At 45.5% G+C, this 26,766-nt stretch carries 26 protein-coding genes and 1 riboswitch; of the genes, 21 read left to right on the top strand and 5 right to left on the bottom strand.

The genetic code is table 11. The annotated features are described in order from the left end of the window. Positions 1–59: 59 nt before the first annotated feature. The 7 genes from hldE to ABJF92_RS12125 all read left to right on the top strand — a co-directional run bounded on the left by hldE (position 60) and on the right by ABJF92_RS12125 (position 8,870). Positions 60–1,487 carry a bifunctional D-glycero-beta-D-manno-heptose-7-phosphate kinase/D-glycero-beta-D-manno-heptose 1-phosphate adenylyltransferase HldE gene (gene hldE, locus ABJF92_RS12155; RefSeq protein ID WP_446816050.1) on the top strand — a complete coding sequence of 476 codons (1,428 nt, stop codon included), beginning with the start codon at positions 60–62 and terminating at the stop codon, positions 1,485–1,487. After that, positions 1,488–3,272, top strand: coding sequence for a lipid A export permease/ATP-binding protein MsbA (msbA, locus tag ABJF92_RS12150; protein WP_446816049.1), 1,785 nt, complete (start codon positions 1,488–1,490; stop codon positions 3,270–3,272). A gap of 2 nt (positions 3,273–3,274) precedes the next feature. Further along, positions 3,275–4,501 (top strand): 3-deoxy-D-manno-octulosonic acid transferase, encoded by a 1,227-nt coding sequence (locus tag ABJF92_RS12145; protein WP_446816048.1) that lies wholly within the window; start codon positions 3,275–3,277, stop codon positions 4,499–4,501. A 24-nt stretch (positions 4,502–4,525) separates the two neighbouring features. Beyond that, a riboswitch (TPP riboswitch) is annotated at positions 4,526–4,638 on the top strand. Positions 4,639–4,694: 56 nt separating this feature from the next. Then, positions 4,695–5,699 (top strand): thiamine ABC transporter substrate binding subunit, encoded by a 1,005-nt coding sequence (gene thiB / locus ABJF92_RS12140; RefSeq protein ID WP_446816047.1) that lies wholly within the window; start codon positions 4,695–4,697, stop codon positions 5,697–5,699. Continuing rightward, complete coding sequence (gene thiP / locus ABJF92_RS12135; RefSeq protein ID WP_446816046.1) at positions 5,683–7,299, top strand: thiamine/thiamine pyrophosphate ABC transporter permease; 1,617 nt, start codon at positions 5,683–5,685, stop codon at positions 7,297–7,299. Before thiB ends, thiP begins: the two co-directional genes overlap by 17 nt. After that, positions 7,286–7,987 carry a thiamine ABC transporter ATP-binding protein gene (locus ABJF92_RS12130; RefSeq protein ID WP_446816045.1) on the top strand — a complete coding sequence of 234 codons (702 nt, stop codon included), beginning with the start codon at positions 7,286–7,288 and terminating at the stop codon, positions 7,985–7,987. The genes thiP and ABJF92_RS12130 overlap by 14 nt, the downstream gene beginning before the upstream one ends. A gap of 22 nt (positions 7,988–8,009) precedes the next feature. Further along, on the top strand, positions 8,010–8,870 hold the full coding sequence (locus ABJF92_RS12125) for a DMT family transporter (RefSeq protein WP_446816044.1): 861 nt from the start codon (positions 8,010–8,012) through the stop codon (positions 8,868–8,870). 2 nt (positions 8,871–8,872) lie between these two features. On the opposite strand, the gene ABJF92_RS12120 is transcribed toward ABJF92_RS12125, so the two are convergent. From ABJF92_RS12120 to ABJF92_RS12110, 3 genes are read right to left on the bottom strand one after another with little or no spacing between them, the layout of a single operon-like run. Next, positions 8,873–9,769, bottom strand: a complete 897-nt coding sequence (locus ABJF92_RS12120) for a DMT family transporter (RefSeq protein WP_446816043.1) — start codon at positions 9,767–9,769, stop codon at positions 8,873–8,875. A gap of 25 nt (positions 9,770–9,794) precedes the next feature. Beyond that, positions 9,795–10,691 carry a DMT family transporter gene (locus tag ABJF92_RS12115; RefSeq protein ID WP_446816042.1) on the bottom strand — a complete coding sequence of 299 codons (897 nt, stop codon included), beginning with the start codon at positions 10,689–10,691 and terminating at the stop codon, positions 9,795–9,797. A 57-nt stretch (positions 10,692–10,748) separates the two neighbouring features. Then, positions 10,749–11,474: a MipA/OmpV family protein gene (locus tag ABJF92_RS12110; RefSeq protein WP_446816041.1), complete on the bottom strand. Its 726-nt coding sequence runs from the start codon at positions 11,472–11,474 to the stop codon at positions 10,749–10,751. Positions 11,475–11,739: 265 nt separating this feature from the next. Between ABJF92_RS12110 and rpsF the strand changes: the two genes are divergently transcribed. From rpsF to ABJF92_RS12080, 6 genes are all read left to right on the top strand, one after another. Then, positions 11,740–12,147: a 30S ribosomal protein S6 gene (rpsF, locus tag ABJF92_RS12105; RefSeq protein ID WP_446816040.1), complete on the top strand. Its 408-nt coding sequence runs from the start codon at positions 11,740–11,742 to the stop codon at positions 12,145–12,147. Positions 12,148–12,170: 23 nt separating this feature from the next. Further along, positions 12,171–12,401: a 30S ribosomal protein S18 gene (rpsR, locus tag ABJF92_RS12100; RefSeq protein ID WP_067013623.1), complete on the top strand. Its 231-nt coding sequence runs from the start codon at positions 12,171–12,173 to the stop codon at positions 12,399–12,401. Between the two features lie 21 nt (positions 12,402–12,422). Then, positions 12,423–13,283 (top strand): hypothetical protein, encoded by an 861-nt coding sequence (locus ABJF92_RS12095; RefSeq protein WP_446816039.1) that lies wholly within the window; start codon positions 12,423–12,425, stop codon positions 13,281–13,283. An 18-nt stretch (positions 13,284–13,301) separates the two neighbouring features. Continuing rightward, complete coding sequence (gene rplI / locus ABJF92_RS12090; protein ID WP_445975255.1) at positions 13,302–13,745, top strand: 50S ribosomal protein L9; 444 nt, start codon at positions 13,302–13,304, stop codon at positions 13,743–13,745. Positions 13,746–13,864: 119 nt separating this feature from the next. Then, positions 13,865–15,241: a replicative DNA helicase gene (dnaB, locus tag ABJF92_RS12085; RefSeq protein ID WP_446816038.1), complete on the top strand. Its 1,377-nt coding sequence runs from the start codon at positions 13,865–13,867 to the stop codon at positions 15,239–15,241. A 99-nt stretch (positions 15,242–15,340) separates the two neighbouring features. Further along, on the top strand, positions 15,341–16,903 hold the full coding sequence (locus tag ABJF92_RS12080; RefSeq protein WP_446816037.1) for a methyl-accepting chemotaxis protein: 1,563 nt from the start codon (positions 15,341–15,343) through the stop codon (positions 16,901–16,903). 57 nt (positions 16,904–16,960) lie between these two features. Here the strand turns inward: ABJF92_RS12080 and bioA are convergent, their stop codons facing one another. Both bioA and ABJF92_RS12070 read right to left on the bottom strand, forming a co-directional pair. Next, complete coding sequence (gene bioA, locus ABJF92_RS12075; RefSeq protein WP_446816036.1) at positions 16,961–18,259, bottom strand: adenosylmethionine--8-amino-7-oxononanoate transaminase; 1,299 nt, start codon at positions 18,257–18,259, stop codon at positions 16,961–16,963. Positions 18,260–18,350: 91 nt separating this feature from the next. Next, positions 18,351–19,094 carry a ComF family protein gene (locus ABJF92_RS12070; protein WP_446816035.1) on the bottom strand — a complete coding sequence of 248 codons (744 nt, stop codon included), beginning with the start codon at positions 19,092–19,094 and terminating at the stop codon, positions 18,351–18,353. A 38-nt stretch (positions 19,095–19,132) separates the two neighbouring features. Between ABJF92_RS12070 and bioB the strand changes: the two genes are divergently transcribed. The 8 genes from bioB to ABJF92_RS12030 all read left to right on the top strand — a co-directional run bounded on the left by bioB (position 19,133) and on the right by ABJF92_RS12030 (position 26,761). After that, positions 19,133–20,188, top strand: coding sequence for a biotin synthase BioB (bioB, locus tag ABJF92_RS12065; protein WP_446816034.1), 1,056 nt, complete (start codon positions 19,133–19,135; stop codon positions 20,186–20,188). Then, positions 20,172–21,347 carry an 8-amino-7-oxononanoate synthase gene (gene bioF, locus ABJF92_RS12060; RefSeq protein WP_446816033.1) on the top strand — a complete coding sequence of 392 codons (1,176 nt, stop codon included), beginning with the start codon at positions 20,172–20,174 and terminating at the stop codon, positions 21,345–21,347. Before bioB ends, bioF begins: the two co-directional genes overlap by 17 nt. Before the next feature lie 54 nt (positions 21,348–21,401). Next, positions 21,402–22,205, top strand: coding sequence for an alpha/beta fold hydrolase (locus ABJF92_RS12055; RefSeq protein ID WP_446816032.1), 804 nt, complete (start codon positions 21,402–21,404; stop codon positions 22,203–22,205). Beyond that, the gene (gene bioC, locus ABJF92_RS12050; protein ID WP_446816031.1) at positions 22,189–23,007 is read left to right on the top strand and encodes a malonyl-ACP O-methyltransferase BioC; all 819 of its coding nucleotides are present in this window, start codon (positions 22,189–22,191) and stop codon (positions 23,005–23,007) included. Before ABJF92_RS12055 ends, bioC begins: the two co-directional genes overlap by 17 nt. A gap of 1 nt (position 23,008) precedes the next feature. Then, positions 23,009–23,686, top strand: coding sequence for a dethiobiotin synthase (gene bioD, locus ABJF92_RS12045; protein WP_446816030.1), 678 nt, complete (start codon positions 23,009–23,011; stop codon positions 23,684–23,686). Positions 23,687–23,788: 102 nt separating this feature from the next. After that, positions 23,789–24,259, top strand: coding sequence for a helix-turn-helix domain-containing protein (locus tag ABJF92_RS12040; RefSeq protein ID WP_446816029.1), 471 nt, complete (start codon positions 23,789–23,791; stop codon positions 24,257–24,259). Continuing rightward, positions 24,259–25,413 carry a sensor histidine kinase gene (locus ABJF92_RS12035; RefSeq protein ID WP_446816028.1) on the top strand — a complete coding sequence of 385 codons (1,155 nt, stop codon included), beginning with the start codon at positions 24,259–24,261 and terminating at the stop codon, positions 25,411–25,413. The genes ABJF92_RS12040 and ABJF92_RS12035 overlap by 1 nt, the downstream gene beginning before the upstream one ends. Before the next feature lies 1 nt (position 25,414). Beyond that, complete coding sequence (locus ABJF92_RS12030; RefSeq protein ID WP_446816027.1) at positions 25,415–26,761, top strand: sigma-54-dependent transcriptional regulator; 1,347 nt, start codon at positions 25,415–25,417, stop codon at positions 26,759–26,761. Positions 26,762–26,766 lie beyond the last annotated feature (5 nt).

Raw genomic sequence — 26,766 nt, 5'->3', positions numbered from 1 at the left:
CTTACATTATGAGTATGATAAGATGGTCGCTCTCAAAAATCGATTAATATGTTGTTGATATGAACTCTTCTTATTTAAATTTCAAGGACAAACACATCCTCGTCGTAGGGGATGTTATGTTGGATCGCTACTGGCATGGTGGCACATCTCGTATTTCACCAGAAGCACCGGTGCAAGTAGTTAAAGTATCTGACATAGAAGACCGCCCAGGTGGTGCCGCTAACGTTGCGTTAGGCTTAGCTAAATTAGGCGTGGCCGTTACCTTAGTTGGGGTGGTTGGGGAAGACGATAACGCACAGGTCTTAAAGCGCTGCTTGGAAGCTGAAGGTGTTAATTGTCAATTTGTACACTCACCTGATTTACCGACCATCACAAAGTTGCGTGTGATGAGTCGTCATCAACAATTGATTCGCCTAGATTTTGAAGAACGTGCTGACAGCTTGTCCCAGAACAGAGCTGTTGCAGAGAAAGTGAAAGCCTGCCTTGAATATTCTGATGCGGTTGTTTATTCCGATTACGCAAAAGGTTGTTTGGCCGATGTGCAAACCCTAATCCAACTTTCGAATGCGGCCAAAGTACCGAGCTTTATTGATCCGAAAGGGGATGACTTCTCAATTTATCAAGGGGCAACTCTAGTCAAACCTAACTTGTTAGAGTTCGAAAACATTGTTGGTCCATGTAACTCAACAAAAGAGTTAGAAGAAAAAGCCAAAGCCTTACGGGATAAATACTCGTGGCAAGCATTGTTAGTGACCCGTGGTGAAGATGGCCTAGTGCTACTTGAAAGTGGCAAGGCGCCTTTCTCGTTGGCCACTGCCGCGCAAGAAGTATTTGATGTGACTGGTGCAGGAGACACTGTTGTTGCTGTGTTGACTGCAGTTTTTGTGACCAGCAAGCGTTTTACCGATGCGGTGGAATATGCCAATCAAGCCGCTGGCTTTGTGGTGGGTAAATTGGGCACGGCTTCTATCAGTGCCGAACAATTAGAAGCCATCATGTTTCAGCGTAATCGCACCACTAATTTTGGTGTTTTATCTCCGACCGATATTTTGGAGCAGATTAAACTGGCGCAAATGGATGGTAAAAAAGTGGTCTTCACCAATGGTTGTTTCGATATCCTACACCCGGGTCATGTGGCTTATATGAAACAAGCGAAGGCTTTGGGTGATCGTTTAATCGTTGCAGTGAATACTGATGAATCCGTAAAACGCCTTAAGGGGGAGAAGCGTCCTATCAATAACCTTGCTCATCGCATGGCAGTATTGGAAGGCGTCGGTGCTATCGACTGGGTCACCTGGTTTGATGAAGACACACCAAAAGAAATTATCGAAGCTTTATCCCCCGATGTTTTGGTGAAAGGCGGGGATTACACGATTGATACTATCGTCGGTGCGCAGCATGTGCTCGACCACGGTGGTGAAGTAAAGGTACTGACTTTTGTCGATGGTTATTCAACCACCGCAATCATCGAAAAGGCGAACTTGTAAATGCAAAATCAAGAGCCACTTGAGCTTGAGCAACCGGCTAAAAAAGTATCCAGTGCAAAAGTCTATTTTCGCCTATTAGGGTACTTACGCTCTTCTTGGTTTTATGTGCTTTTGAGTATTGTCGGTTACCTTATGTACTCAATCATGGAGCCTGCATTGGCAGCTCTGCTTAAACATATTGTTGATGTTGTCTCGAATAATAAGGTCTCAGAAAGCCGATTGGTGATTCCTGCGGCGATTTTAGGGGTTTTTATTATTCGTGGTATTGGTACGTTCTTAGGGTCTTACTTCATGGCGAAAGTCGCCAATCAGGTGGTTTTTGATCTTCGCACCAAGATGTTCGATAAGCTGGTGTCTTTGCCGTCGAGCTATTATCACGCAACCCCAACAGGTCGCTTGCTAGCCAAACTCACTTACGATACCGAGCAGGTTATTGGCTCTGTCACACAGGCGGTTCGTGTCTTGCTGCGAGAAGGCTTTACTGTGATCGGCTTGATGGGCTATATGCTCTATACCAACTGGCGTTTGTCTTTGCTGTTTTTGCTTATCATCCCTTTAATCGGTGTAGTGGTTTCTTATGCATCTAAGCGCTTCTTAAAGCTGAGTACACGCATTCAGGATGCTATGGGCGGTGTCACTGATGTGGCATCTGAGGCCATTAAAGGGCATGAGGTTGTCAAAATTTTCGGTGGCAACCAATATGAAAAACAGCGTTTTCGTGATGCCGCAGAAGAAAACCGCCGCTCGCAATTGAAAATGGAGATGACTCGGGCGCTGAATGTGCCAATCGTCCAGTTCATTGTCGCCGTGGCCTTAGCAAGCTTAATTTGGCTGGCGCTTGATCCTACGATTAGTGCATCCATGTCGGCTGGTGATTTCGTTGCCTTCATTGGTGCTGCCGGCATGCTAAGTAAACCAATGCGTCAGTTAACGGAAGTGAACAGTATTCTGCAAAAGGGTATTGCAGCGGCCTACAGTATTTTTGCTTTTCTAGACATGGCGGAAGAAAACGATTTTGGTAAAAAAACAGTCGGCCGTTTCACTGGCGCCTTGGATTGGAACAGTTTGACCTTCCAATACCCTGGTGCAGAAAAACAGGCTTTGAAAAACATTAATCTATCGTTGCCAGCAGGTAAAACCCTAGCCTTGGTGGGCCGCTCTGGTAGTGGTAAGTCGACCATGGCGAACCTGATTCCACGTTTTTATGATGTGGCGGAAGATCAGATTCAAATCGATGGCCATTCGATTAACAGTTACCAGCTGAAAGATTTACGCGCCAACATCGCTTTGGTTAATCAGCAAGTGGTCTTGTTCAACGGCACTATTCGAGAGAACATAGCCTATGGCAGTTTGCGTGATGCTAGTGATGAAGCGGTTATTGACGCAGCCAAGGCGGCGAATGCTTGGGACTTTATACAACAGCTAGAATCTGGTCTAAACACCATGGTTGGGGAAAACGGTGTACTGCTTTCTGGTGGCCAGCGTCAGCGCATTGCGATTGCTCGAGCCATCTTGAAAAATGCGCCGATTCTCATTTTGGATGAAGCGACTTCAGCTTTGGATACCGAGTCTGAGCGTGCAATTCAATTGGCGTTGGAAAACTTGATGCAAAATCGTACCACCATTGCTATTGCTCACCGTCTATCTACCATAGAAAAAGCCGATATTATTGCGGTTGTAGATGATGGGCAGATCATTGAGCAAGGAACTCATGCTGAGCTGTTGGCGCTTAAAGGTGCCTATGCTCAACTTCATAGCCAACAGTTTAGTGATGTTAAAGACTAAGTATGTGGTTTTATAGCCTCCTTCTTTTGCTGTTATCGCCGGTGATCTTGTGGAAAATTATCGGTTTTAAGCGACGTTATCCTAATTATCGTTTGGCTCAGGCCTTTGGTCTTGGGCCAAAGGTTGAGGCAGATTTATGGATACATTGTGCGTCGGTAGGGGAGGTGTTAGCCGTTAGACCCTTGGTGTTGGCTTGGCAGAAAAGACGTCCAGCAGGTCGATTGTTAATCACTACCGTTACCCCAACTGGGGCAGAACAGGTAGCGAAAAGCTTTCCGCAGGCGCAGCATAAGTATTTGCCTGTGGATTGGCGTGTCGCGGTAATGTTGGGCTTATCTCGTATTCAGTGTCCGCATTTGTGGATAGTTGAGACAGAACTTTGGCCAAACCTATTGCGGCAAGCTAAACGACAAAACCTCACGGTAGACGTGATCAATGCTCGCTTAAGTGATCGCTCATTTCGCCAGTATCAGCGTTTTGCTCTGGTTTCGAAACCTTTAATGTCTTTGCCTGATCGTTTTTTTGCCCATGCTGAAGACGATGCTCAACGTTTAAAGCGGCTTGGTGCCAAGCAGGTGTTGGTCACGGGCAATGTGAAGTTTGATCTTACCCTACCAGATGAGGTCATTAACTGTACTTGGCGAGAGCAAATATCTTCCTCTTTTGTGTGGATTGCTGCCAGTACCCATGAAGGGGAAGATGGCTTATTTCTCGAAGCTCATGCACAACTGCTAAAACAATGCCCTGATGCCTTGTTGCTGATCGTGCCTCGACACCCTGAACGTTTTGAACAGGTCTTCCAACAAGCCCGTCAATGTTTTACCAAGGTGGCGCGTCGTAGTGCTCATTATCTGACGACATGGTCTGACCATGCCGTTGTGGTTGGAGACTCCATGGGGGAATTGTTGCAGTATTATCAAGCATCGGATGTGGCGTTTGTGGCGGGCAGCATGATTGAGCGGGGTGGCCATAACCCTATTGAAGCAGCATTGTTGGCGAAGCCTGTGCTGGTTGGCCCACATACTTTTAACTTTAAAGATATCACTGAGCAATTAGTAGCGGCTGGTGGTGCTCTGCGCTGTGATAATTTGGCTGAGTTACAAGAGGATCTCAACGCACTGGCTGCGAACCCTACAAATAGGGTTTTACAAGGCCAAAAAGCTTTGGCCTTTGCTCAGCAGAACCAAGGTGCTGTAGAGCGCATTCTTTCTCAAATAGACATCGCCTGAACGACTCTTTACAATAGTCTCTCAAAATATCTCATGGGGTGCTTTGTGTTTAACAAAGCTGAGAAGCGGGTTTGCCTGCTAACCCACCGAACCTGATCCAGATTATGCTGGCGTAGGAATCGAGATAGCAAGAGCCCTATTACGCCTTGCCATTTCCCTGTACGCCGCTCATGTTTTTTATAGGAGCGTCACGTTGAAAAAATCCTTACTTCTTAAAGCCGCGGCTTTGTCCATTGCAGCAAGCTTTTCGCTATTGGCGACAGCTAAAGATACCTTGAATGTTTATACCTATGATTCCTTTGCGGCAGAGTGGGGGCCAGGTCCTAAAATCAAGAAAAATTTTGAGGCTGAGTGTCAGTGTGAGCTAAATTTCGTTGCCATGGACTCTTCTGTGGGGATCTTGTCTCGAGTGCAATTAGAAGGTAGTGCAAGCGAAGCAGATGTTTTGTTGGGTCTAGATTTAAATCTAATGCAAGCGGCAAAAAACAGTGGCTTATTGGCGGCTCATGGTGTGGATACGAGCCCTGTAAACCTTGCTGATGGCTGGAGTGATACACATTTTGTACCTTTCGATAAAGGTCATTTTGCTTTTATCTACAACACAGAAACCTTATCGACCCCCCCTGTATCACTAAAAGAAGTGGTAGAAAATCAGGACTTGCGAGTTATTTATCAGGACCCTCGTACTAGTACGCCAGGACTTGGCTTGTTGTTATGGATGAAGGCCGTATATGGCGATCAAGCACCAGAGGCTTGGGAGAAATTAGCGTCCCATACGGTCACTGTGACCAAAGGCTGGTACGACGGTTACAGCTTGTTTTTGAAAGGTGAGGCTGATGTTGTGTTAAGTTACACCACATCACCGGCTTACCACATAGTTGCGGAAGATGAGCATAAGTACAAAGCGGCTTTGGCCAGTGAAGGTTATTACCCACAAATTGAAGTGGCGGCGATGCTCAAGAATAGCCAGAACCCAGAGTTGGCTAAACGCTTTATGCAGTTCATTTTACAGCCAGGTTTTCAATCCACTATCGCGACCGGAAACTGGATGTTACCAGTGGTGGATCAGGCGGAAGCTCTGCCCACTGCCTTTGATGCGCCTTTAGCGGTTACCAACACATTGTTGCTACCAGCAGAACAAGTGGCAAAACAGCGTAAAGCTTGGGTGAATGAGTGGTTAAATGCCACAACTCGCTAAGTCTTTAGCAAACTCCTTACCTTGGCTGGCGCGTTTGAGCCCAGCCTTGCTAGGAGTGATGATATTCGTTTTCATAGGGGCGGCCAGTTTGGCGGCTCTTTTGCGTTATAGCGACCTTAGCTTATGGCCTCAGTTCCTCGGTGAGGCCTATTTATGGCGGGTGATACGTTTCTCTTTGTGGCAAGCCTTATTAAGCAGTGGCTTAAGTGTCATGGTTGCCATTCCAGTGGCATCTTGCTTGATGCATCGAAGTTTTCCTGGTCGTGGATTATTATTGCAGCTCTTTGCTGTGTCTATGGTGGTGCCAACCATAGTAGCGATCTTGGGTATTGTTGTGGTGTATGGTCGCTCAGGTTGGTTATATCAACTGTTTGGCCTGCAGGTGCCCTTGTACGGGTTGTTCGGCATTCTTATTGCGCATGTGTTTTTGAATATGCCCCTCGCCACACGTTTGTTGTTGCAAGGCTATGGTTTGATACCTGCTGGGCAATGGCGACAAGCCAGTCAATTAGGACTAGGGCGCTGGCAAGCATTTCGGTTAATCGAATGGCATTATCTTAAGAAGGTTTTACCGGGCACTTTTGTGCTCACCTTTATGTTGTGCTTTTCAAGCTTTGCGGTCGTGCTGAGTTTAGGGGGAGGGCCCAAGTCTAGCACTCTAGAAGTCGCTATTTATCAGGCCTTACGCTTTGACTTTGACTTAAATAAAGCGAGTTTTTTGGCCATTCTGCAAGTGTGCATTTGTACCTTATTTGCCATGCTTGTTTATCGACTCACGCCTACTAATCGTCAGGATATGAGTCTATTGGGTAGTAACCGTTACTTACTGCGTGACTCTTGGGAGGCCAAAGCAAGCGATGGTGTGTTTTTTGCTGTTATGCTATTGCTAGTATTGCCGCCTTTTATTGCCATTTTTGATCCACTGTTTTCAGTCACCTTCTGGCAAACCCTGCAGTCTGCAGGTTTGTGGCGAGCGGTTGGCATTTCCTTGAAAATAGCACTGCCCGCTGCGTTATTGAGTGTGATACTTGCGGTGTGCTTTGCTGTATTGGCTCGGCATTGTTTAGGACGTGTTGGCGTACGATGGTTGCCGGATAAATTGGAGCATCTGAGTAATTTGATTCTAATGGTGCCAGGCTTGGTGATCGCTACTGGGTTATTTTTATGGCTTCGAGATTTTGGTTGGGGATTGTCATCCGGTTATTGGGTGGTGGTATGGGTGAATGCTGTCATGGCTTTGCCTTTTGTAATGCGTGCCTTAATGCCTACCTTATACCAACAGGAAAAAAGATTTCGGCATTTGTATTTAGGTCTAGGTGTCTGGGGGATTTCTCGATGGCGGTTGGAATGGCCCTTGATACGTTTAAGTTTGGCGCAGGCCTTCGCCTACGCGTTGCTTTTATCGCTGGGGGATATGGGAGTGATCGCGATTTTTGGCAGCCAAGATCTGTTGTCTTTGCCGCTTTATTTGTTCCAGTTGATTGGATCTTACCGCCTAGAAGAAGGTGCTTGTGTTGCGGTTGTGTTGATAAGTTTATGTATCTTGCTGTTTTATTCTTCACTGCGTTTGATTGGAGGAAAGTCTCATGCTGTCCATTAATATAAAGTACAGCTGGGAGCGATTTTCGGCGGATTATCAGTTGGAGATTGCGCCGGGAATGACCACCTTATTAGGCGCGAGTGGTGAGGGCAAAAGTACGCTGTTGCATTTACTTGGCGGTTTCTTAAGTGGTCAGGGTGGGCTGAGCTTTCAAGGCCAGTCATTATTGCCATTACCCGCCTATCAACGACCCATTACTACTTTATTTCAATCCGATAATCTATTTCCGCAATTGACGGTCTGGCAGAATGTTGCCATTGGTTTAAATGCTAGTTTAGCCTTGAGTACTGATCAAAAACAGCGAGTGGCTTGGGCTTTAGAGAAAACTCAGTTACAAGATAAGGCCGAGCGCTTTCCGCAGGCTCTATCGGGCGGGCAGGCCCAGCGGGTGGCTATCGCCAGAGCCTTGGTGCGCAAAAAACCAATTCTGTTATTGGATGAGCCTTTTAGTGCCTTGGACCCAGCGTTACGCGAAGAGATGTTGCAATTAGTGGCGGCGGTCACTGAAGAATATGACTTAACCACCTTGCTGGTTTCTCATTTGCCACAAGAGGCGCTGTTGGTGGGCGGGCGTGTGGTGTTGATTGAAAAAGGCAAAGTAGTGGCCCATGAATCAGTGGCCGTTTTGCAACAACCGCAAAAAATAGCGGCTTTTGCCGAATACTTTGGTCACAATAAAGGCTCATAATTTTCCCTAAGGTGGATGTATAGTGGAACCCAAAGCGCTAATAAAAAAAGGTATTCTGCTGACCATAGTTTATGCCTTTATTATGTCCATTACAGCGCTGGTGGCGAAGCAACTGCAAACACAGGTGGCAGTATTTGCTGTAGTGTTTTGGCAAAGTGTGATTTGCTTGATTATTCTCTTACCGCAGATGAAAGGACGCATAAAGGCCCGCTCATTTGTGATTTGGAAAATCCATTTAGTGAGGAGTGTCGGAGGTTTTGCGGGTTTCCTATTTTACTATTGGTCCTTGAATCATATTCCGCTGGTTGAAGCTTCGTTGTTGAGAAGCTGTGCGCCGTTATGTGTACCGTTAGTGGTGTTGCTAATCCATAAGATAGGTATGCCAAGAAACCGTTGGTTACCCATGGTTGTAGGTTTTATCGGAGTGGCTCTCATCATTCAGCCTATTCCGAGCCACATTAATCCTTGGCATCTTATCGGCTTTCTTTCTGCTTTGGGTCTAGCGCTTTCTATGGTGACAACTCGTATGCTGTCCCGGCATGTGACAGGGCAAGAAACCTTGTTTGTTTATTTTTTCCTATCTTGTGTGTTGTCTGCAGTGCTTGCAAGCTTAATGTCGGAAAGCCTATTTGTACCTATGGGGTTATGGCCGCAAATGCTCGTCGTCGGCCTGACCTTATACGTTGGAATGTTTTTATACAACAAGGCTTACAGCTATGCTCCGGCCAGTGTAATTTCTCCTATTAGCTATATTGGTGTGGTATTCAGTGGACTGTGGGGCTTGCTGGTGTGGCAGCACCTACCTGATGTCTATGCACTATCCGGTATGGTGCTGATTTTTATTAGTATCTTGATCAGTGCTCGAATGGTGAAAAACGCTTAATATTAAAGCGTTTTTTTCTGTAGTCTCTGGTTCAGCAGAGTGGCAACAAAAATGCCTGAGAAAATTAACACAATGCCAATGTAATGAAAGCTGTAAAGACTCTCTCCTAGAAATATTACCGATAAAGCAATGCTGAATACGGGCATGAGATGTATAAAGTGCCCTGCTGTGGCGGCACCTAATTTTTGAACACCTGTATTCCAACATAAAAATGCGCCAATGGATGCAAATATCCCCATGTAAACAATGCTGCCCCAATGAGTGCTGTTAAGTTCTGCTATGGGGGTGTGTCCAAACAGTAAAAACAGTGGTGCTTGAAAGCCTGTGCCAATGAGAGCTGTGCAGGCGAAGAAGCCGATAAGGCTCATGCCTTTAGGACGTTTCGCAATCAGTACTGAATAAACAGCCCAGCTTAACGCTGCCGTTATAATCCATAAATCCCCTTGTGACATGGTGAGGTGTAGTAGAGTATCTAAGCTGCCGCGACTGACGATTTCTATGGCACCAATTGAGGAGATAATAATACCCACATTCTGTAACCATGTGGTTTTTTGGCCAAGCAAAATACGCGCTGTGATCAGAATAATAACGGGCATAACCGAATTAAGTAGTACGGCATTCGTAACACTGGTGGAACTGAGTCCGATGTATAAGAAGAGATTGTAATTACAGATTCCTAACCAGCCAAATAGGATGAGTAAAGGAAGGTTTTCTCGGATGATTTGACGCTCCTGCCAGAGTTTTTTATAAGCGAATGGCAAAATAAGCACGCAGGCAAGGCTCCATCTTAAAAAAGAGATGGTGTATGGGTCTATGCCGGTGGAAACGGAAACACGCCCTAGAATATAGTTGCCAGACCAAAATAGAATAGGCAGTAATAAGTAGACAAAAGCAGGCATTGTTAGTCCTTATAAGAGAAGGGTTTTATTGTTGTTTTGAATTGGCACTATTTTGAATAAAGAGGCCGATTAAAATGCACCCTAAGCCGACTAGGGTGGAAGGTAAGATTGGCTCATTAGCGATTTGAGATAGCCATATTATGGATAATAATGGAGCTAAAAAAATCAAATTAGCGACCTGGCTGGCTTTAGTGGTAAGTTTTAAAGCCTTGTTCCAAAGTACAAAACTTAACCCCATTTCAAATAAACCAACATATACAGCCCCCCATAAACCCTCTGAATTCCATTCGCTTAGCTCTCCTGTAAAAGCGGCGTAAGTCAGAATAAGGGGTAAAGCAAAGGCAAAATTTAAAGTTAAACCGATCAGGCTTGGACGAGTATCTTTGGCATTAAATAGCCAATAGCTTGCCCAAATAAAGGTGCTGAACAGGGCAAAGGCAACCCCAGGTAAATTGGAAAACTCTAAATCAGACAGCTCCCCTCGGGTGGCGATATAGAGAACGCCAAAATAACAAGCACAAGCTGCAATATAATCTTTCGCTTTCAGCCGTTGCTTTAAAATAGGCACGGCCATAAAGCTCAGTACAATGGCCCATGTGTAATTGATGGCTTGGGCTTCTTGGGCGGGTAGTGTGTCGTAGGCTTGAAGTAATATTAGGTAATATAAAAAAGGATTTATGGTGCCGAAGAATAGGGAGGCTTTCCAAGAGTTTTTGGCTTCTTGTTTTAGCTTTGTGAAATCTCCTTTTACAGCGGTTAAGGCAAGTAAAAATATAAGCGAAATACTGCAGGCGATAATGAGAAGTTGGACGGGCGATAAATGCTGTAAAGAGATGCTGAACGCTGTGGCTACAGTCGACCATAATACAACTGCTCCGAAACCAAAGAGCATCGCTTGAGCGTTGTTAGAAAGTTTATTCATATATACTGACGAATCCTTTGTCTAAAATAATGCGACAATCTGCCATGAGCCATGACGCTAAAAGTTATAAAGCAGAGCCGCCGTAATGGAGTTGATCTTGTTTCCCGTCACGATAGGGCTTTGTTTGATCTCTTCGTCATATTCTGTGTGCTTTACATTTAACATAAAGCTGGTGTTTGGTGAGATCGGATAGATAGCACGTATTCCCACAGATAGCTCTGTGGTAGAAGGCGAATCATAGGTGCTAATACTGCCGCCAGTGCGACTAGCATCACTTGAGGAAACGCCAAATAAGTAGTTGCTCATTTTATCACTCAAATAGCGATAGCTTACTGAGGGGATCAGTTGCCAGATGGATGTTTGGATCGGATAGCCTAATGATACTTGTCCAAAGTAGCCATCATGAACACCACTGATATCTTGCGCCATTTTTAGGCTTACTGGCCCCCAGCGATAATTAACAACGGCCATAGTGCTGTCATCTCTGTCATCCATTAATTGAATGTGGTTGTCATTGCTGTCATCTGGATCAAAGGCTGAAGGTTGGTATCTTAATCCTACTGAAAGACTCTGGTAAGAAGCTTTTGGTGTTAGGTGATACCCTATTTCAGGCAATTTTACATAGGCGCGCTCGCCTTCGTAAGAAAAAGCCGGCAACACTTTTGTTTGATTATCCGTGTCTTTGTATAGGCTTTGTGAATAGTCACCAACAATACCAATACTCCCATTTGCTTTGGCAAGCAAAGGCAATAAAGTGAAACATGTTAGAAGGACTTTTTTCATTGTCGAAACATCCATTAATTCGCTGATTCCTAGGTGCGTTAGATTCTATAGCGCTTATCCTTTAGCTGCAAAAGCATTCCTTGAATAATGCTGTTCTTTACACAAATAATTTCTTTCATAAGCTTTTGTTTCTAGGGGGGGACAATTCGTTTACATCTTGACCATTAGTGCTATATAATGCGCGTCCCTGTAAATCAATACTCCTTGTCTCACAGCTTTATAACAGGGGAAGCGTGGAGACTAAGAACCCATAAGGAGAGCTTAAATGCGTCATTATGAAATCGTCTTTCTGGTTCACCCAGATCAAAGCGAACAAGTACCAGCAATGGTAGAGCGTTACACTAACCTAATCACTGAAGATGGTGGTCAAGTTCACCGTCTAGAAGATTGGGGTCGTCGTCAACTAGCTTACCCAATTAACAAAATTCACAAAGCACACTATGTTCTTATGAACGTTGAGTGTTCTGAAAGTGTTTTGTCTGAACTAAACGACACTTTCCGCTACAACGATGCAATCATCCGTAACTTGGTGGTTCGTCGTAAAGGTGCGGTTACTGACGTTTCTCCTATCAAAGCTTCTGAAGGTCGTGAAGATCGTCGTTCTGCTCCGCAACGCGAAGAGCGCAACAATGATACTGCTGCTGAAGAAACTACTTCAGAATCTGAAGATTAATTTATTTGAACTAGGAGATACTCATGGCTCGTTTTTTCCGTCGTCGTAAGTTCTGTCGTTTTACTGCAGAAGGCGTTAAAGAGATCGATTACAAAGATCTAGAAACACTTAAAGGTTACATCACTGAAACTGGTAAAATCGTACCTAGCCGTATCACTGGCACTAAGGCTCGTTACCAGCGTCAGCTAGCGACTGCCATCAAACGCGCTCGCTACATTGCTTTGCTTCCTTACACTGACAGCCACTTTAACTAAGTTGCGGATCGAAGTGCAAAAATGAGTACGCTAGCGAACTGGGTTATGCAACGTCGACGCAATGCCATTATTGGTGTTGCCTTGTTCAGTGCTATTCCAATGTTATTTTGGCTAGCGGCGGCCATATTGGGCCTAGTTGTACTTCGAAAAGGTGTTAGCGAAGGAATACCTGTATTAGCTTGGGGTTGTCTGCCAGCATTGATTGTGTGGACGCTTCAAGGCGATGCAACAGCGTTAATGGTGTTATTAGACGTGGCTTTGTTGAGCTATTTACTTAGATCAACCATGTCATGGAGTTGGGTGTTATTGGCGGGCAGTTTCTTGGCCGTTGTTAGTACCTTACTGCAACCTCTATTGATGTCGGACATGTTGAACTTAGTGGTTGCACTGATTCAGCAAATGTTGACAACAGAAGGTGGTGATGTGCCAGAGAAAGCCTTGATTTATAGTCAGGCGGTTATGGCACTTTCCATCATTCAAGTGGTGGTTGCCGTTGCGTCGCTATTTTTAGCGCGTAAGTGGCAGGCAGGACTCTATAATCCAGGTGGATTACGTACCGAGTTTCATCAGTTACGATTGCCTGTTGTATTTGTGCTTGTGTTGGGGGGGATGCTGCTAGTAGGTGAAAGCCTAGCAGGTGGTTTCTCGATACTCTCTCAAGCGGCTGTGCCAGCGTTGGTTTTACCTGGATTGGCTTTGGTACACGGTATTTTAGCAAAAAGAAATATTGGGGTTGTTGGACTTATTACGTTTTATCTTGTGGGATTTTTCGTTCTAAATGTGTATTTTACCAAGCTGTTGATTGTCCTTTGTGTGGTGGACAGCTTCGTGGATATACGTAAACGGATCCAAGATAAGCCGTCCAATTCAAGTAATGGTTAATTATTAGAGGTGATCGAGATGGAAGTTATTCTACTCGACAAAGTAAACAAGCTAGGCGGAATTGGTGACGTTGTTGTCGTTAAACCAGGCTTTGCTCGTAACTTTTTGATTCCAAACAAAAAAGCTGTAATGGCTACGAAATTGAACTTGGCTAGCTTTGAAGAGCGTCGTGCAGAGCTTGAAGCTCAAGCAAACGAGCGTAAAGCTGCTGCTACAGTACGTGCAGAAAGCCTAGAAGGTAAAACTTTCACTATCACGGCTAACGCTGGTGACGAAGGTAAGCTTTTCGGCTCTATCGGTACTCGTGACATCGCTGATGCTATCTCTACTGAAGTAGAAGTATCTAAAGCTGAGATTCGTCTTCCTGAAGGCGCAATCCGTCACACTGGTTCTTTCGAAGTTGATGTTCAGCTACACTCTGAAGTAGTGGTAACTGTTACTTTAGCGGTTGTTGCAGAGTAATTTAGTTTTCTAAATTATCCTGTAAAAAAGGGTATCTTGCAGATTGCAAGATGCCCTTTTTTTATGGGCATGATAAGCTCTTTTACCAGTTTTATTCTGTTTATTCGCGGGTGTTATTTGTGCAGTTAAATGATTCTAGTGTCGCTTCGATTAAGTTGCCGCCTTACTCCATAGAGGCTGAGCGTTCTGTAGTGGGTGGCTTGATGCTTGACCCGAATGCTTGGGAAAAAGTGTCTGAATTAGTCTTGGCGGATGATTTTTATCGCCCGGAACATAAGCTGATTTTTGGCGTCATCGCACGACTTGCAGATGAATCCGAACCCATTGATGTGGTCACCATAGGTGAGCGTCTCGATAAACGCGGTGATTTAGAATCCATCGGTGGCATGGCGTATCTCATTGAGATCGCTGAGGCGACACCAAGTACCGCCAACATTGCCTCCTACGCAGATATAGTACGAGAACGTGCTTTACTGCGTAACCTTATCTCCACCACCAATGAAATATCGGCTCGGGCATTTCATCCTGAAGGTATGACTGCAGCGGAAGTACTCGACGAAGCTGAGCGCAAAATTTTTCAAATCGCGGAAGGTGGCGAGAAAAAAGGTGGGCCAAGAATTGCCTCGGATATTTTAAGTGCCACTGTTGATAAAATTGATGAGCTGTATCATCAAGAGGGCGCGATAACAGGGTTGAGTACTGGTTTTACCGATTTGGACGCTATGACCGCTGGCTTACAGCCCTCTGATTTGGTCATTGTCGCAGGGCGTCCTTCCATGGGTAAAACCACATTTGCCATGAACTTGGTGGAAAATGCCACCATGATTAGTGATAAACCTGTCATCGTCTTTAGTTTGGAGATGCCAGCGGAACAGTTGATGATGCGTATGCTTTCCTCTCTTGGCAAGATAGATCAGACCCGTATGCGTTCTGGGCAGCTTATTCAAGAGGATTGGGATAAGCTTATGTCGGCGGTTAAAATGCTAAAAGACAGAAAACTTTTCATAGATGACACGGGTGGTATTAGCCCGACAGAAATGCGCTCTAGAGTACGAAGAATTGCACGTGAGCACGGTGGAGTGGCCATGGTGATGGTGGATTACCTGCAACTGATGCAAATTCCTGGCTTTACAGAGGGTCGTACTAACGAAATTTCTGAAATTTCCCGTTCTTTGAAAGCCATTGCGAAAGAAATGGAATGTCCTATGGTGGCTTTATCTCAGCTGAACCGAAGCTTGGAAAACCGCCCTAATAAGCGCCCTGTAAACTCGGATTTGCGGGAATCAGGTGCCATCGAGCAGGATGCGGACGTTATTTCCTTTGTCTATCGTGATGAGGTGTATCATGAGGATACACCCTATAAAGGTATTGCCGAGATCATTATTGGTAAGCAGCGTAATGGTCCAATTGGCACTTGTCGTCTTTCATTTGTTGGTAAATACACGCGATTTGAGGATTTAGCACCGGATGCGTACCGAGATTTTGACGACGATTAAGGAATAGTCTAAAAAATTGTAATATTATGTTGTTTATTATCTATTCATAAGTTTCTTAGTTGGCCATAACAGAATAATTTGTCGAGAAGAGAGCACCGTATGCGAAAGATGTCAGTTACAAACAAGGAAAATGACTTTCCGAAGGACTATGTTCTTGTCTCAAGCACGGACACAAAGGGAAAAATTACATTTGTAAATGATGTGTTTTGTGAGATAGCAGGCTATCCGCGAGAAGTCTTGATCGGCTCTCCTCATAATGTTATTCGTCATCCAGATGTGCCGGCTGGCGTGTTTGCGGACATGTGGGGGAATTTAAAGCAGGGCAACAGTTGGATGGGCTTGGTGAAAAATCGTTGTGAAAATGGCGATCACTATTGGGTAAGTGCTCATGTCAGTCCGCTTTTGGATAATGGTAAGGTCATTGGCTATGAGTCGGTAAGACGTAAGGCGACTAAAGATGAAATCGCCCACGCCCAGACTGTTTATGATCGTCTGAATTCAGGTAAAACACTGCTGCCTTTTTCGGCAACTATCGCGAAGCACTTATCCAATGCTGCTTGGGTTGTAATGTCTTGTTTGGCCGTATTGGCGCTAGTTTCGCTTCTAAGTGGCCATCTCGCTCTACAGATTGCAGGGCCTTGCGTGGCCTTGTTGGGGATATGGTTGAGCTTTCATCAAAAACACTCGATGCAGCAGGTCGTTAAGTCTTTACCAGTAGAGGCTCATAATCCTATAGGGCAGTATTTATATTGTAAGGCGGTTGGCAATAGTGCGGCAGTTAAGTTTGCTCAAGCTCATCAGGAAGCGGCCAGTAATACTTTCCGCTATCGCTTGAAAGAAGGGGCGGGACAGCTTAGAGAAAAAGCCACGGAAGCAAAAAGTCATGTACTGACCAACTTGGATAACTTTAATAAACAGCGCAACACTTTTCAGGAAGTGGTAGCGGCTAGTTCTCAGCTCTTAGTAAGTGCTCAGAGTGTTTCAGAGCATGTACAAGAGGCTGCGGAAGCAACGGAATCTGTAGGTATTGTGTCTCGTGAGAGCCGTTTATTGGCTCAGCAAACGGGGGATACAATGCGCCAAGTGTACGCAGAAGTTGCTCAGGCAAAAGATGTGGTAACCGTGCTGGCAGAGCACAGCGATAGTATTAATGTGATGGTGAATTCCATTAGCGATATCGCAGAGCAAACCAATTTATTGGCGTTAAACGCAGCAATAGAGTCGGCTCGAGCAGGTGAGGCCGGGCGAGGTTTTGCTGTGGTTGCTGATGAAGTGCGTGCCTTGGCGATTCGTACCCAGAATGCCACACAAGATATTAATAACATGACAGAAGAGCTGAAAAAGAATACTGCCGATGTCAGTAAGACCATAGATAAAGGCGCAGACGTTGCTCAACAAGGTGTCGAGCGCGTATCTATGGTCGCGGAAAAAATGAGCGACATAGAAACGGCCATTAAGCGCATTGTTGATATGACGGCGCAAATTAATGTTTCAACGGAAGAGCAAGCCAGTGTTGCCCGCAATCTCAATGAAAAAATGCAAGAGGTGGACGACCTAAGTGTGAATAGCATTGAGAAGGCGAAAGGTATCGTGGCGAATATCGCTCATATTGAAGAAGAAGCTTATGAGCAAGGCAACCTTGCAGAACGCATGAAACAGTAAAATAAGTCGGTTTGAAGAGGCCCTTTGTGTATCAGCGCAAAGGGCCTTTTTTATGGACTATAGTTCGTCGGCGATTTGATAGATGGCCTTTCCTAGCGCCTCTATTTGCTGCTGCTCGATAATATAAGGAGGCATTAGGTAGATGAGTTTGCCGAACGGCCTTACCCATACACCTAGCTCAACAAACTTAGGTTGAATGAGATGTTGGTTGACTGGCTCATGCAGTTCCACTACACCAATGCCGCCAAAGCAGCGCACTTCTTTAACGCTGTCTAGTTGTTGGCAAGGACTTAGGGCTGTGCGCATCCAGCCTTCAAGTTGTCCTATTTTTGCTTCAATATCATACTCTTGTAGTAGCTTTAAGCTGGCGTTGGCCGCAGCACACGCCATCGGGTTGGCCATGAAAGTGGGGCCGTGCATAAAAACCCCTCCTTTATCACTGATGCCAAGAGCAACTTTGTCATTGGTGATGGTGGCTGCTAACGTCATATAGCCACCTGTTAGCGCTTTGCCCACACACATAATATCTGGGCTGATTTTGCTGTGTTCTGTGGCAAAGGTTTTTCCGGTACGGCCAAACCCTGTGGCAATCTCATCGAAAATGAGCAGGATGTCGAACTCATCACACAGTGCTCGTAAATGATTTAAGTACTCTGGGTTATAGAAGTGCATGCCCCCGGCATTTTGCACCACAGGTTCAATGATAAACGCCGCTAGTGTGTGGTGATGTTCGTTAAATAGCTCGCGTATTTCCTGAAGGTAGGCTTGGCTAATGCTCTGATCAATGCCGGTAGGTGGTGGAGAAACAAAAAACTGTTGGGTCAGGGCGCCTGTGAACAGGTTATGCATGCCATTCTCTGGATCACACACCGACATGGCGGCAAAGGTGTCCCCGTGATAGCCGCTTTTGGGTGTGGCGAAAAACTGCTTTTGTGGTTGGCCTTGGCTATGCCAATACTGAATAGCCATTTTGAGTGCAACCTCAACTGATACAGAGCCAGAATCCGAGAAAAATACTCGTTGTAGAGGTTTGGGGGTCATGGCGACCAATTTTTGAGCTAATTCAATGGCTGGCTTGTGGGTAAAACCACCAAACATGACATGAGCAAACTGACTTAGTTGATGTTGGATTTGCTCGTTCATATAGGGGTGGTTATAACCGTGTATGACACTCCACCAAGAGGACATACCATCGATCAATTGGCGGCCATCTTCTAGTTCGATGACACAGCCTTGAGCCTGCTTTACTAAAAAGTGTGGCGTCGGGTGGCTCATGGATGTGTAGGGGTGCCAGAGCAACTGTTTGTCGAGTTCAATGTAATCTTGGATGTTTTTGGTGGTGTTTAACGCAGGCATCAGTAGTGGACCATCTATCAATTTAAGCCTGGGCATACTAAACAAAGGCTTTACGGCTGGCTATAGAAAAGCTGTTTTTTGTTGTACTGGACTAATGGTTTTTATCAGCTGTTCGGGCAATGACCCAGATATCTACCTTTTCTGCTCCTGCTTGTTTGAGTGCTTTGCAGCAGCTTTCGATGGTACTGCCTGTAGTCATGACGTCATCGAATAAAGCGATATGGGGAGCTGGCTTAATGGCGCAGTGGTAAAGGTTTTTAGTGGCCTTAATGCGCTCTTTTTTATGTAGCGAGTGTTGAGCTTGGGTGTTGTGTTGTTTGGTTAACAAGTTGGCGGAGGGAAGTTCAATGGCTTGCTGTAGGTGGCTGTCTAACAAGAAGTGGTGCAAAAGTGTCGCCATTTCCTTTGTCTGGCAAAAGCCTCGCGACTTGATGCGTAGAGGGTGGCTTGGTACATACCATAGTTGGGTTGGCCATTGTCTCTTGTAGTGTTGAATAATTTCCTTGTGTAATAACTGGATAAGAGGGGTCATATAGTGTTTTTGTTGGCGAAACTTTATGGCCTGTATCATGGCTTTGGTGGTGGCTTCGTAAAGTAACGGGGCGATGCAGTAATCGTAGTTGGGCGGATGTCGCTGGCACTCACCGCATAAGTTTAGTGATTGTTCACTCGGTCGTCGACAAAGAGTGCAGTGGACTTGATTAGTATGTACTCCTAGTAGGCAAGTGTTGCAGATGTGCTGATCACTAGGGGCTTGGCATAAAATGCATTGCTCAACTATTGGTCTTTTGTAAACCCCTCTAAAAAACAAGGTTGACAGTGAGTTCCAGTTCATTAGTATGGCTTCCTTGCCTATATGACATCGAGGATCTTATGTCTCAACTACACGCTTCTGAACCCCGTTTTGATTGGACTCAGCCTGAAATTAAGGCGCTTTTTGACCTGCCATTCATGGATCTATTGTTTCGAGCCCAAACGGTTCATCGCGAAAATTTCGCACCCAATGAAGTTCAGGTTAGTACGCTTTTATCCATCAAGACAGGTGCTTGCCCAGAAGACTGTAAATATTGCCCACAAAGTGGACACTATAATACTGAACTTGAAAAAGAGAAATTAATGGAAGTTCAGAAAGTATTGGAAGAAGCAGCGTTGGCAAAAGAAAAAGGCGCCAGCCGTTTTTGTATGGGTGCGGCTTGGAAGCACCCTTCCGAGAAAGACTTTCCCTATGTGCTTGAAATGATCAAGGGAGTTAAATCTCTTGGCCTCGAGTCTTGCGTGACGTTAGGGACGTTGAACGATGAACAAGCGAAGCGACTATCGGATGTGGGTTTAGATTACTACAACCACAACTTAGATACCTCAGCAGAGTATTATGACAGTATTATCACCACCCGTAGCTATCAAGACCGTTTAGACACCTTATCACGAGTGCGTGATTCCGGTATCAAGTTATGTTGTGGTGGCATTATGGGCATGGGAGAAGAGCAAAAAGACCGAGTGGGCTTATTGCGTCAACTGTCTGCCATGGCACCGCACCCTGAAAGTGTGCCAATCAATATGCTGGTTAAAGTGGAAGGTACACCTCTTGAAAACGTGGATGACCTAGACACATTTGAGTTCATTCGTACCATTGCGGTCGCTCGAATTATTATGCCTAAGTCTCATGTTCGTCTATCTGCAGGTCGTCAGGGAATGAATGAGCAAACCCAAGCCTTGTGCTTTATGGCCGGAGCGAACTCTATATTCTATGGCGAAAAATTACTGACCACAGGTAACCCGGAAGCAGATAAAGACATGGCCTTGTTTGCTAAGCTTGGAATTAATCCAGAAAAACGTGAAGCGCATTCGGACGAAGCTATGGTAGAAGCCATAACCGCTCAAGTTGTCCAGCAAGAAGAAGCCAAGCTGTTTTATGATGCCAACGCCTAAATCACCAGATTGGCTATTGGCGGCGCTACGGGAAAGGCAAGCACAAAGCTTAATGCGCCGCACAGTCACTTTGGCTGGACCGCAAACCCCTTTAGCAAACATTGGCGGTCAGGACTATCGAGCCTTTTGTTCGAATGATTATCTAGGCTTAGCGAATCATCCGGATATTATTGCGTCCATGCAGCAAGGGGCGGCTGAATACGGTGTTGGTGGCGGGGCTTCCCACTTGGTTTGTGGTCATTTGACACCACACCAAGCTTTAGAAGAGGCCCTAGCGGAATGGTTGGGCTACGAAAGAGTGATGCTGTTCAGCACCGGTTATATGGCCAATTTGGGGGTGATCTCCGCATTGGCAAGTAAGGATAGAGCCGTGATCCAAGATAAACTTAATCACGCCTCATTGATAGACGGTGCGGTGTTGGCGCAAGCCCCTCTAAAGCGTTATTTACATGGGGATATTCAAAGCGCCGAGCAACGCTTAAGAAAATCTACATCTTCAGGCCTTTTGGTAACAGATGGTGTGTTTAGTATGGATGGTGATATTGCGCCATTAACGCAATTGTCTCGGTTGGCGGCGACCTATCAGCATGTGTTCATGGTGGATGATGCTCATGGCTTAGGCTGTATTGGCGCTGATGGACGAGGTTCTGCGGCGTTAGCTGGATTAGATGCCGAGCAACTGCCGATTCTGGTGGGTACTTTTGGTAAAGCTTTTGGTACGGCAGGGGCATTTGTGGCAACCAGCCATCACTTTGCTGATTATCTGACTCAATTTGCTCGCCCTTATGTTTATACAACGTCTATGTCCCCGGCAATCGCTGTGGCGACGCTGGCTTCGCTTAACTTAATACGGTCTGCGAAAGGGCAAGTGCTACGAGAATCTTTACAAGACAAGATTGCATATTTTCGTCAGCGTATGGCAAATATTGATGTTAAGCTTATGGCTTCAGAGACCGCTATTCAGCCAATCTTAGTGGGCGATGTTAATGACGCCATGGTGCTAAGTGATAAGTTAAAAGCTCTAGGCTTTTGGTGTACCGCTATTCGACCGCCAACCGTACCCGTTGGCAGCGCCCGACTGAGAATCACTTTAAGTGCGGCCCATTCACACAAGGATTTAACGCTGTTGTGTGACGCCCTTGAGCAGCTGTTAGGGTAAGATAGCGAATAACATTGTGCCATTGCACCTTCAGTAAGATAGAAGAGGAAGCCTATGCGTTCACGCATTGAAACAGAAGCCTTAGGAAATATTCAGAATCCAGCCATTTTTATGGTTTCAGGTTGGGCTATGCCAAAAGAGGTGATGCGTCCTTTTGCTCTTGCGCTGAGTCAGAAATATTATGTTGTATTGGCAAATTTACCGGGTATTTCCAATGATGAAAGCTGGGTAGACCGCAGCCGTACAGGTATGAACTATGATATTGATGCTTTAACGGAGCAGCTAATTGATGTCGCGCCAGATGAGGCATGGTGGCTGGGTTGGTCTTTAGGTGGGATGATTTCAGCCTATGTTGCTGCCCGTCGCTCCAGTTGTGTGAATGGCTTAATTACTATCGCCTCTTTACCGAGCTTTGTGGAAAGAGAAGGCTGGCAATATGGTATGTCTATCGAGACCTTTGATGAATTCGTAGGGTCCGTTAAGGCCGCGCCGAAGCAAAGTCTAAAACGCTTTTTGGGCTTGCAGACCCTTGGTGCTCAAGATCCTAAAAATCTAATGAAGACTCTGGCTCAAGCTATTCCAATGGAGAGTTTGAATCCCACGGCCTTGGTAGGTGGTTTACGATTACTCAAGGGATTGGATGTGCGACGTGAGTGGTCTTTGCTCAATGTTCCGAGTCTGCATATTCTAGGGGCGAATGACACCTTGGTAAGCAAGGTTGCTTTAGAGGATTACACAGTAGATCAGCCAATACAGAAAAATGTCATTCTTGCTGATTGTGCCCATCAGCCCTTTATTGAATACCCACAGTTATGTGTGCAGGAAATAGAAAACTTCATTGATGCCAATCACCCTTAAATTAGAATCAGAGGATTATAAGCGTCAGGTAGCGAGACGCTTTGATCGGGCCGCGCCCAGTTACGATACTTATGCTAAGTTTCAGCAACAGGTGCTTCAGCAGCTTTTACGAAAACTACCCCACGAAGCGTTTTCTAGGGTGATGGATCTCGGTACGGGAACAGGGCAAGCGTTGGCCTCGTTATGCTCCCATTCTCCAGTAGCTCAGTGTGTAGCAGTGGACCTTTCTAGCAGTATGTTGAGTACGGCTCGTGAGCAATGCGGTGATAAAAGTGCGCAGTTTGTTTGTGCGGATGCCGAAGCCTTGCCTTTTGCTGGTGGCAGCTTTGATCTATTGTTTTCCAGTTTGGCTTTGCAGTGGTGCTTATCTCCAGCCATTTTGTTTGCAGAGTTATCTCGAGTGCTAGAAACAGACGGTTGGCTGATGTTTGCAACCTTGACCCAGGGTTCCATGCCAGAAGTCACTGAGGCTTGGCAAGGGTTGGATGACAATGATCATATTCATCATTATATGAGCTTTGAAAAACTGTTGGACGCAGTAGCGTTTGAGACAGGCTTGACTGTAATGTCGAAGCAATTATCAAAAATCACCATGTGGTTTGACTCCCCTCAAAGTGCCATACATTCTTTGACGAAAGTGGGCGCCAGCTTAATCTCTGCTGATCAATCAGCTATTTCTCCGACTAAATGGAAAGCGTTTCTTGCCCAATATGAACAGCAAAGAACTGCGGCGGGAGTGCCATTGAGTTATCAGGTAGCCTTTGTAGTGGCTCGTAAGAAAGAGACAGGGTTAGGAAATTAATATGAAAAAAAGATACTTCATTGCGGGAACGGATACGGACGTAGGAAAAACTTATGTCTCGGTAGGTTTGCTAAACGCAGCGGCGCGAAAAGGTTTAAGAGTGTTAGGTCTCAAACCCATTGCGGCGGGTGCAGAGCTTGTTGACGGCTCTTTAAGAAATGAAGATGCCTTGCTGCTGCATGGAGCGAGTAATGTTAAAGTGAGCTATGAGCAAGTTAACCCTGTTGTGCTAGAGCAGGCAATCGCTCCCCATATTGCCGCCTCTTTGGCGGGGCGTTTAATTACAGCGTCTCGCTTAGAAGGTTTTCTTAAAGGAAGTCTATTAATGCCCCATGATTTTGCTTTGGTGGAAGGGGCTGGTGGCTGGCGGGTTCCCCTGAATGATCGTGAGTCCTTGTCGGATCTTGCTTGTGCTTTAGGGTTTCCTGTCATTATGGTGGTCAATATGAAGCTTGGCTGTTTGAATCACGCGATTCTAACGGCGGAGGCCATTCATCGAGACGGTTTAAACCTTGTGGGCTGGGTAGCCAATACTCCCCAAGAAGCTCCCATGCCTTATTATCAAGAAAATCTTGCCTCTCTTCAGGCTGCGCTTACTTCACCTTTGCTGGCAGAGTTGCCTTGGCAACCAAATGATCCACAAGGTGCGGCCTTTGATGCGCTTTTTGAGGCGTTATAATCTTCTAAAGGGTTGAAAATAGGCGAATAAAACGCATTATATAAGCTTTAAGAATGATAACGTAAACCATCTAGCCTAATTGAGGTGGTGAGAGGAAATGTTGTGAAAGCTTGGTTGTGTGGTCTAGACGATGAAGAGTTGCCTGAAGTCGCTAGTGTTCTTACCTTTGTTGGTATAGATCACAGTACCTCTTTTACGGCCTTCGAACTGCCTGATTTTGTGGTGGTGGGGGCATCGATTGAGCGTCTTGAAATGGACGAATTGATACCTGTTATCTCATTGAATGCCAACCTCGATTGGTCCGCGGAATATAATGTTTGGCAATGCCCATTGCCTTGGCGCTCAAAACGACTATTTAGCGTTTTTAGAGAAATTCAACAGTCCCGCCGTTTGCCCATGCTATCAGGGGTTAACCTCAATTTACATGTTCGCCATTTAGAAGCATTGCTGATTCGTCAGGCTTTGTTATCAACGCAAGGTGTGGTGTCCAAAGCGGCTCAGAATTTACAGATTCAACGTACTACTCTGATTGAAAAGATGCGTCGTTATAATATAGATAAGTCGGAGTTTTAGTGACTAAAGATGAAGAAATAGCCGAGCTCAAGGCGGCCTTTAAGGCCTTTTCTGAATCTTCGGATATGTTGGCCAAGTCCTACCTAGATTTGCAGCAAGAGGTGGCGCAATTATCACGTCAACTGGAGCAATCTGAGCGAGATAAGCGAGAAGAGCAAGATAAAAACCGTATTCTCGTACAGCAATTTCAGCAACTGTTTGAGTCCATGCCGGTGGGAGTGTTGTTACTAAGTGGTAGTGGTCAGATTGTAATGGCCAACCCAGTTGCTGAACATTTATTTCAATTACCGCTAATTGGTAAAGCGTGGGGAGAAATTGTCCCGGTCAGCTTTAAACCTCAAAAAGATGACGGTCACGAAGTCAGTATGACCTCGGGGCGTCGAGTAAGGGTAGAAACTGCTTCTTTAGGAAATGTGCCTGGTCAGCTAATTATCCTGGTGGATTTAACCGAAGCCTACTTGTTGCAAAAGCAACTGTCTCATCACGAACGCCTGTCCAATATGGGCAAAATGGTGGCCGCTTTGGCGCATCAAATCCGCACACCTCTTTCTTCCGCCACTTTGTATGCAGGGCATTTGCAAAAAGCAGACCTTGCGCCCCTTATGCGACAAACCTTCGCAAATAAATTGTCTGACAGACTGGCGAACATTGAGCGTCAAATACGAGATATGTTGATTTTTTCTCGTAGTGATATCAAGCTAGATGAAACCGTGCCTCTAAAGAGCTTTTTGGCGGATTTGTGTACTAATTGCCAGGATGTCTGCGTTCAAAAAGGTGTGGAAATTGCATTGCCGGAGTTATCTGCTGAATTAACAGGTTCGGTTCAGTGTAATAAAGAGACGTTGGTGGGCGGGTTGCTGAACTTGTTAAACAATGCCATTGATGTACAACCCCCTGGAGAACGCTTACAGCTCGAATGGCAGGTTAGCCAAGATAAAATTACCATCGCTTTTAAAGATAAGGGGGCTGGTATGTCTGCCGAGCAGTTGACTAAGGTTCAAGAGGGCTTTGTGACCACTAAGCAACACGGTACAGGATTAGGTCTGATGGTGGTAAAAGCCATCGCCAGAGCACACCATGGAATTTTCGAAATAGACAGTGTAGAGGGGGCTGGTACAACCGCCAGTCTAACATTGCCTCTAGTAAGGGTATGAAATGTCTGAAGTAAAGTTGTTAGTAGTAGAAGATGATAAAGGGCTTGCTGAGGCATTAGAAGATACGCTCATGCTGGCCAACTATCAGTGTAAGTTGGTGTACAGTGCCGAAGATGCCGTGTTGGCGTTAAAGCAAGACAACTTTGATATGGTAGTGTCGGATGTCAATTTGCCGGGTATGGATGGTTATGGCTTGCTTCATCATGTTATTGAGAGCTATCCAGAACTTCCGATAATGCTGATGACGGCTTATGGGGATATTGCTCATGCGGTTGAGGCGATGCGTGATGGCGCTGTCGACTATTTACTTAAGCCATTTCAAGAAGAAGAGCTACTAAACGTCATCGCTAAACATACAGTACAAGCGGTGGCCGATAATAGTGACCAACCTATCGCCAAAGATCCATCCAGTATTGCGATGTTGGAATTGGCTAGGCGCGTCGCCGTTACCGATTCCACCGTGCTGATTTGTGGTGAGAGTGGCACAGGTAAAGAAGTGCTGGCAAGTTATATTCATCAACAGTCTCCACGCAATGGCGCGCCTTTTGTGGCAATTAATTGTGCGGCCATTCCAGAAAATATGCTCGAGGCTATTTTATTTGGTTATGAAAAAGGCGCATATACTGGTGCTGTATCTTCCCAAGCAGGTAAGTTCGAGCAGGCAAATGGTGGTACCTTGTTGCTTGATGAGATCACCGAAATGGACGTGGGCTTACAGGCTAAATTGTTGCGCGTGCTTCAGGAACAGGAAGTTGAGCGCTTAGGTGGTAAGAAGGCTATCCCGCTGGACGTGCGAATCATTGCTACTACAAACCGTGATCTCGCTGAATATGTGCGAGAGGGTGGTTTTAGAGAAGACTTATATTACCGTTTGAATGTATTTCCTCTGCGCTGGTTGCCTATTCGTGAGCGAAAAGGTGATATTTTGCCCATTGCGAACCACTTACTTAGTAAACATGCTACAAAAATGCGTCTGACTGGTGTAATACTAACACCATCGGCATTAAGTAAATTGGAAGCACATCCTTGGCCGGGTAATGTGCGCGAGCTAGATAATGTGATTCAAAGAGCGTTGATTTTAAGTAATAATTCACACATTACTGAGCAACATATCGCTTTTGACATGATGAGCTCGCCAGTTATCAATGAAGAGGTTGAAGCCGAAGAAGAAAATGCCGCCTCTATTCTCGGACGCGGGGTGCAAGAGCACGAGTTCCGGATTATTGCTCAAGCCTTGATCGATGCAAAAGGCAAAAGAAAGGTGGTGGCAGAGACTTTAGGCATAAGTCCTCGTACTTTACGCTATAAAATTGCCAAAATGCGTGAATGTGGCATAGAGGTTGATTGATTTTT

This window comes from Marinomonas sp. (assembly GCF_039940335.1).
GTDB lineage: Bacteria > Pseudomonadota > Gammaproteobacteria > Pseudomonadales > Marinomonadaceae > Marinomonas.
This window is presented reverse-complemented; position numbering and strand designations above follow the sequence as displayed.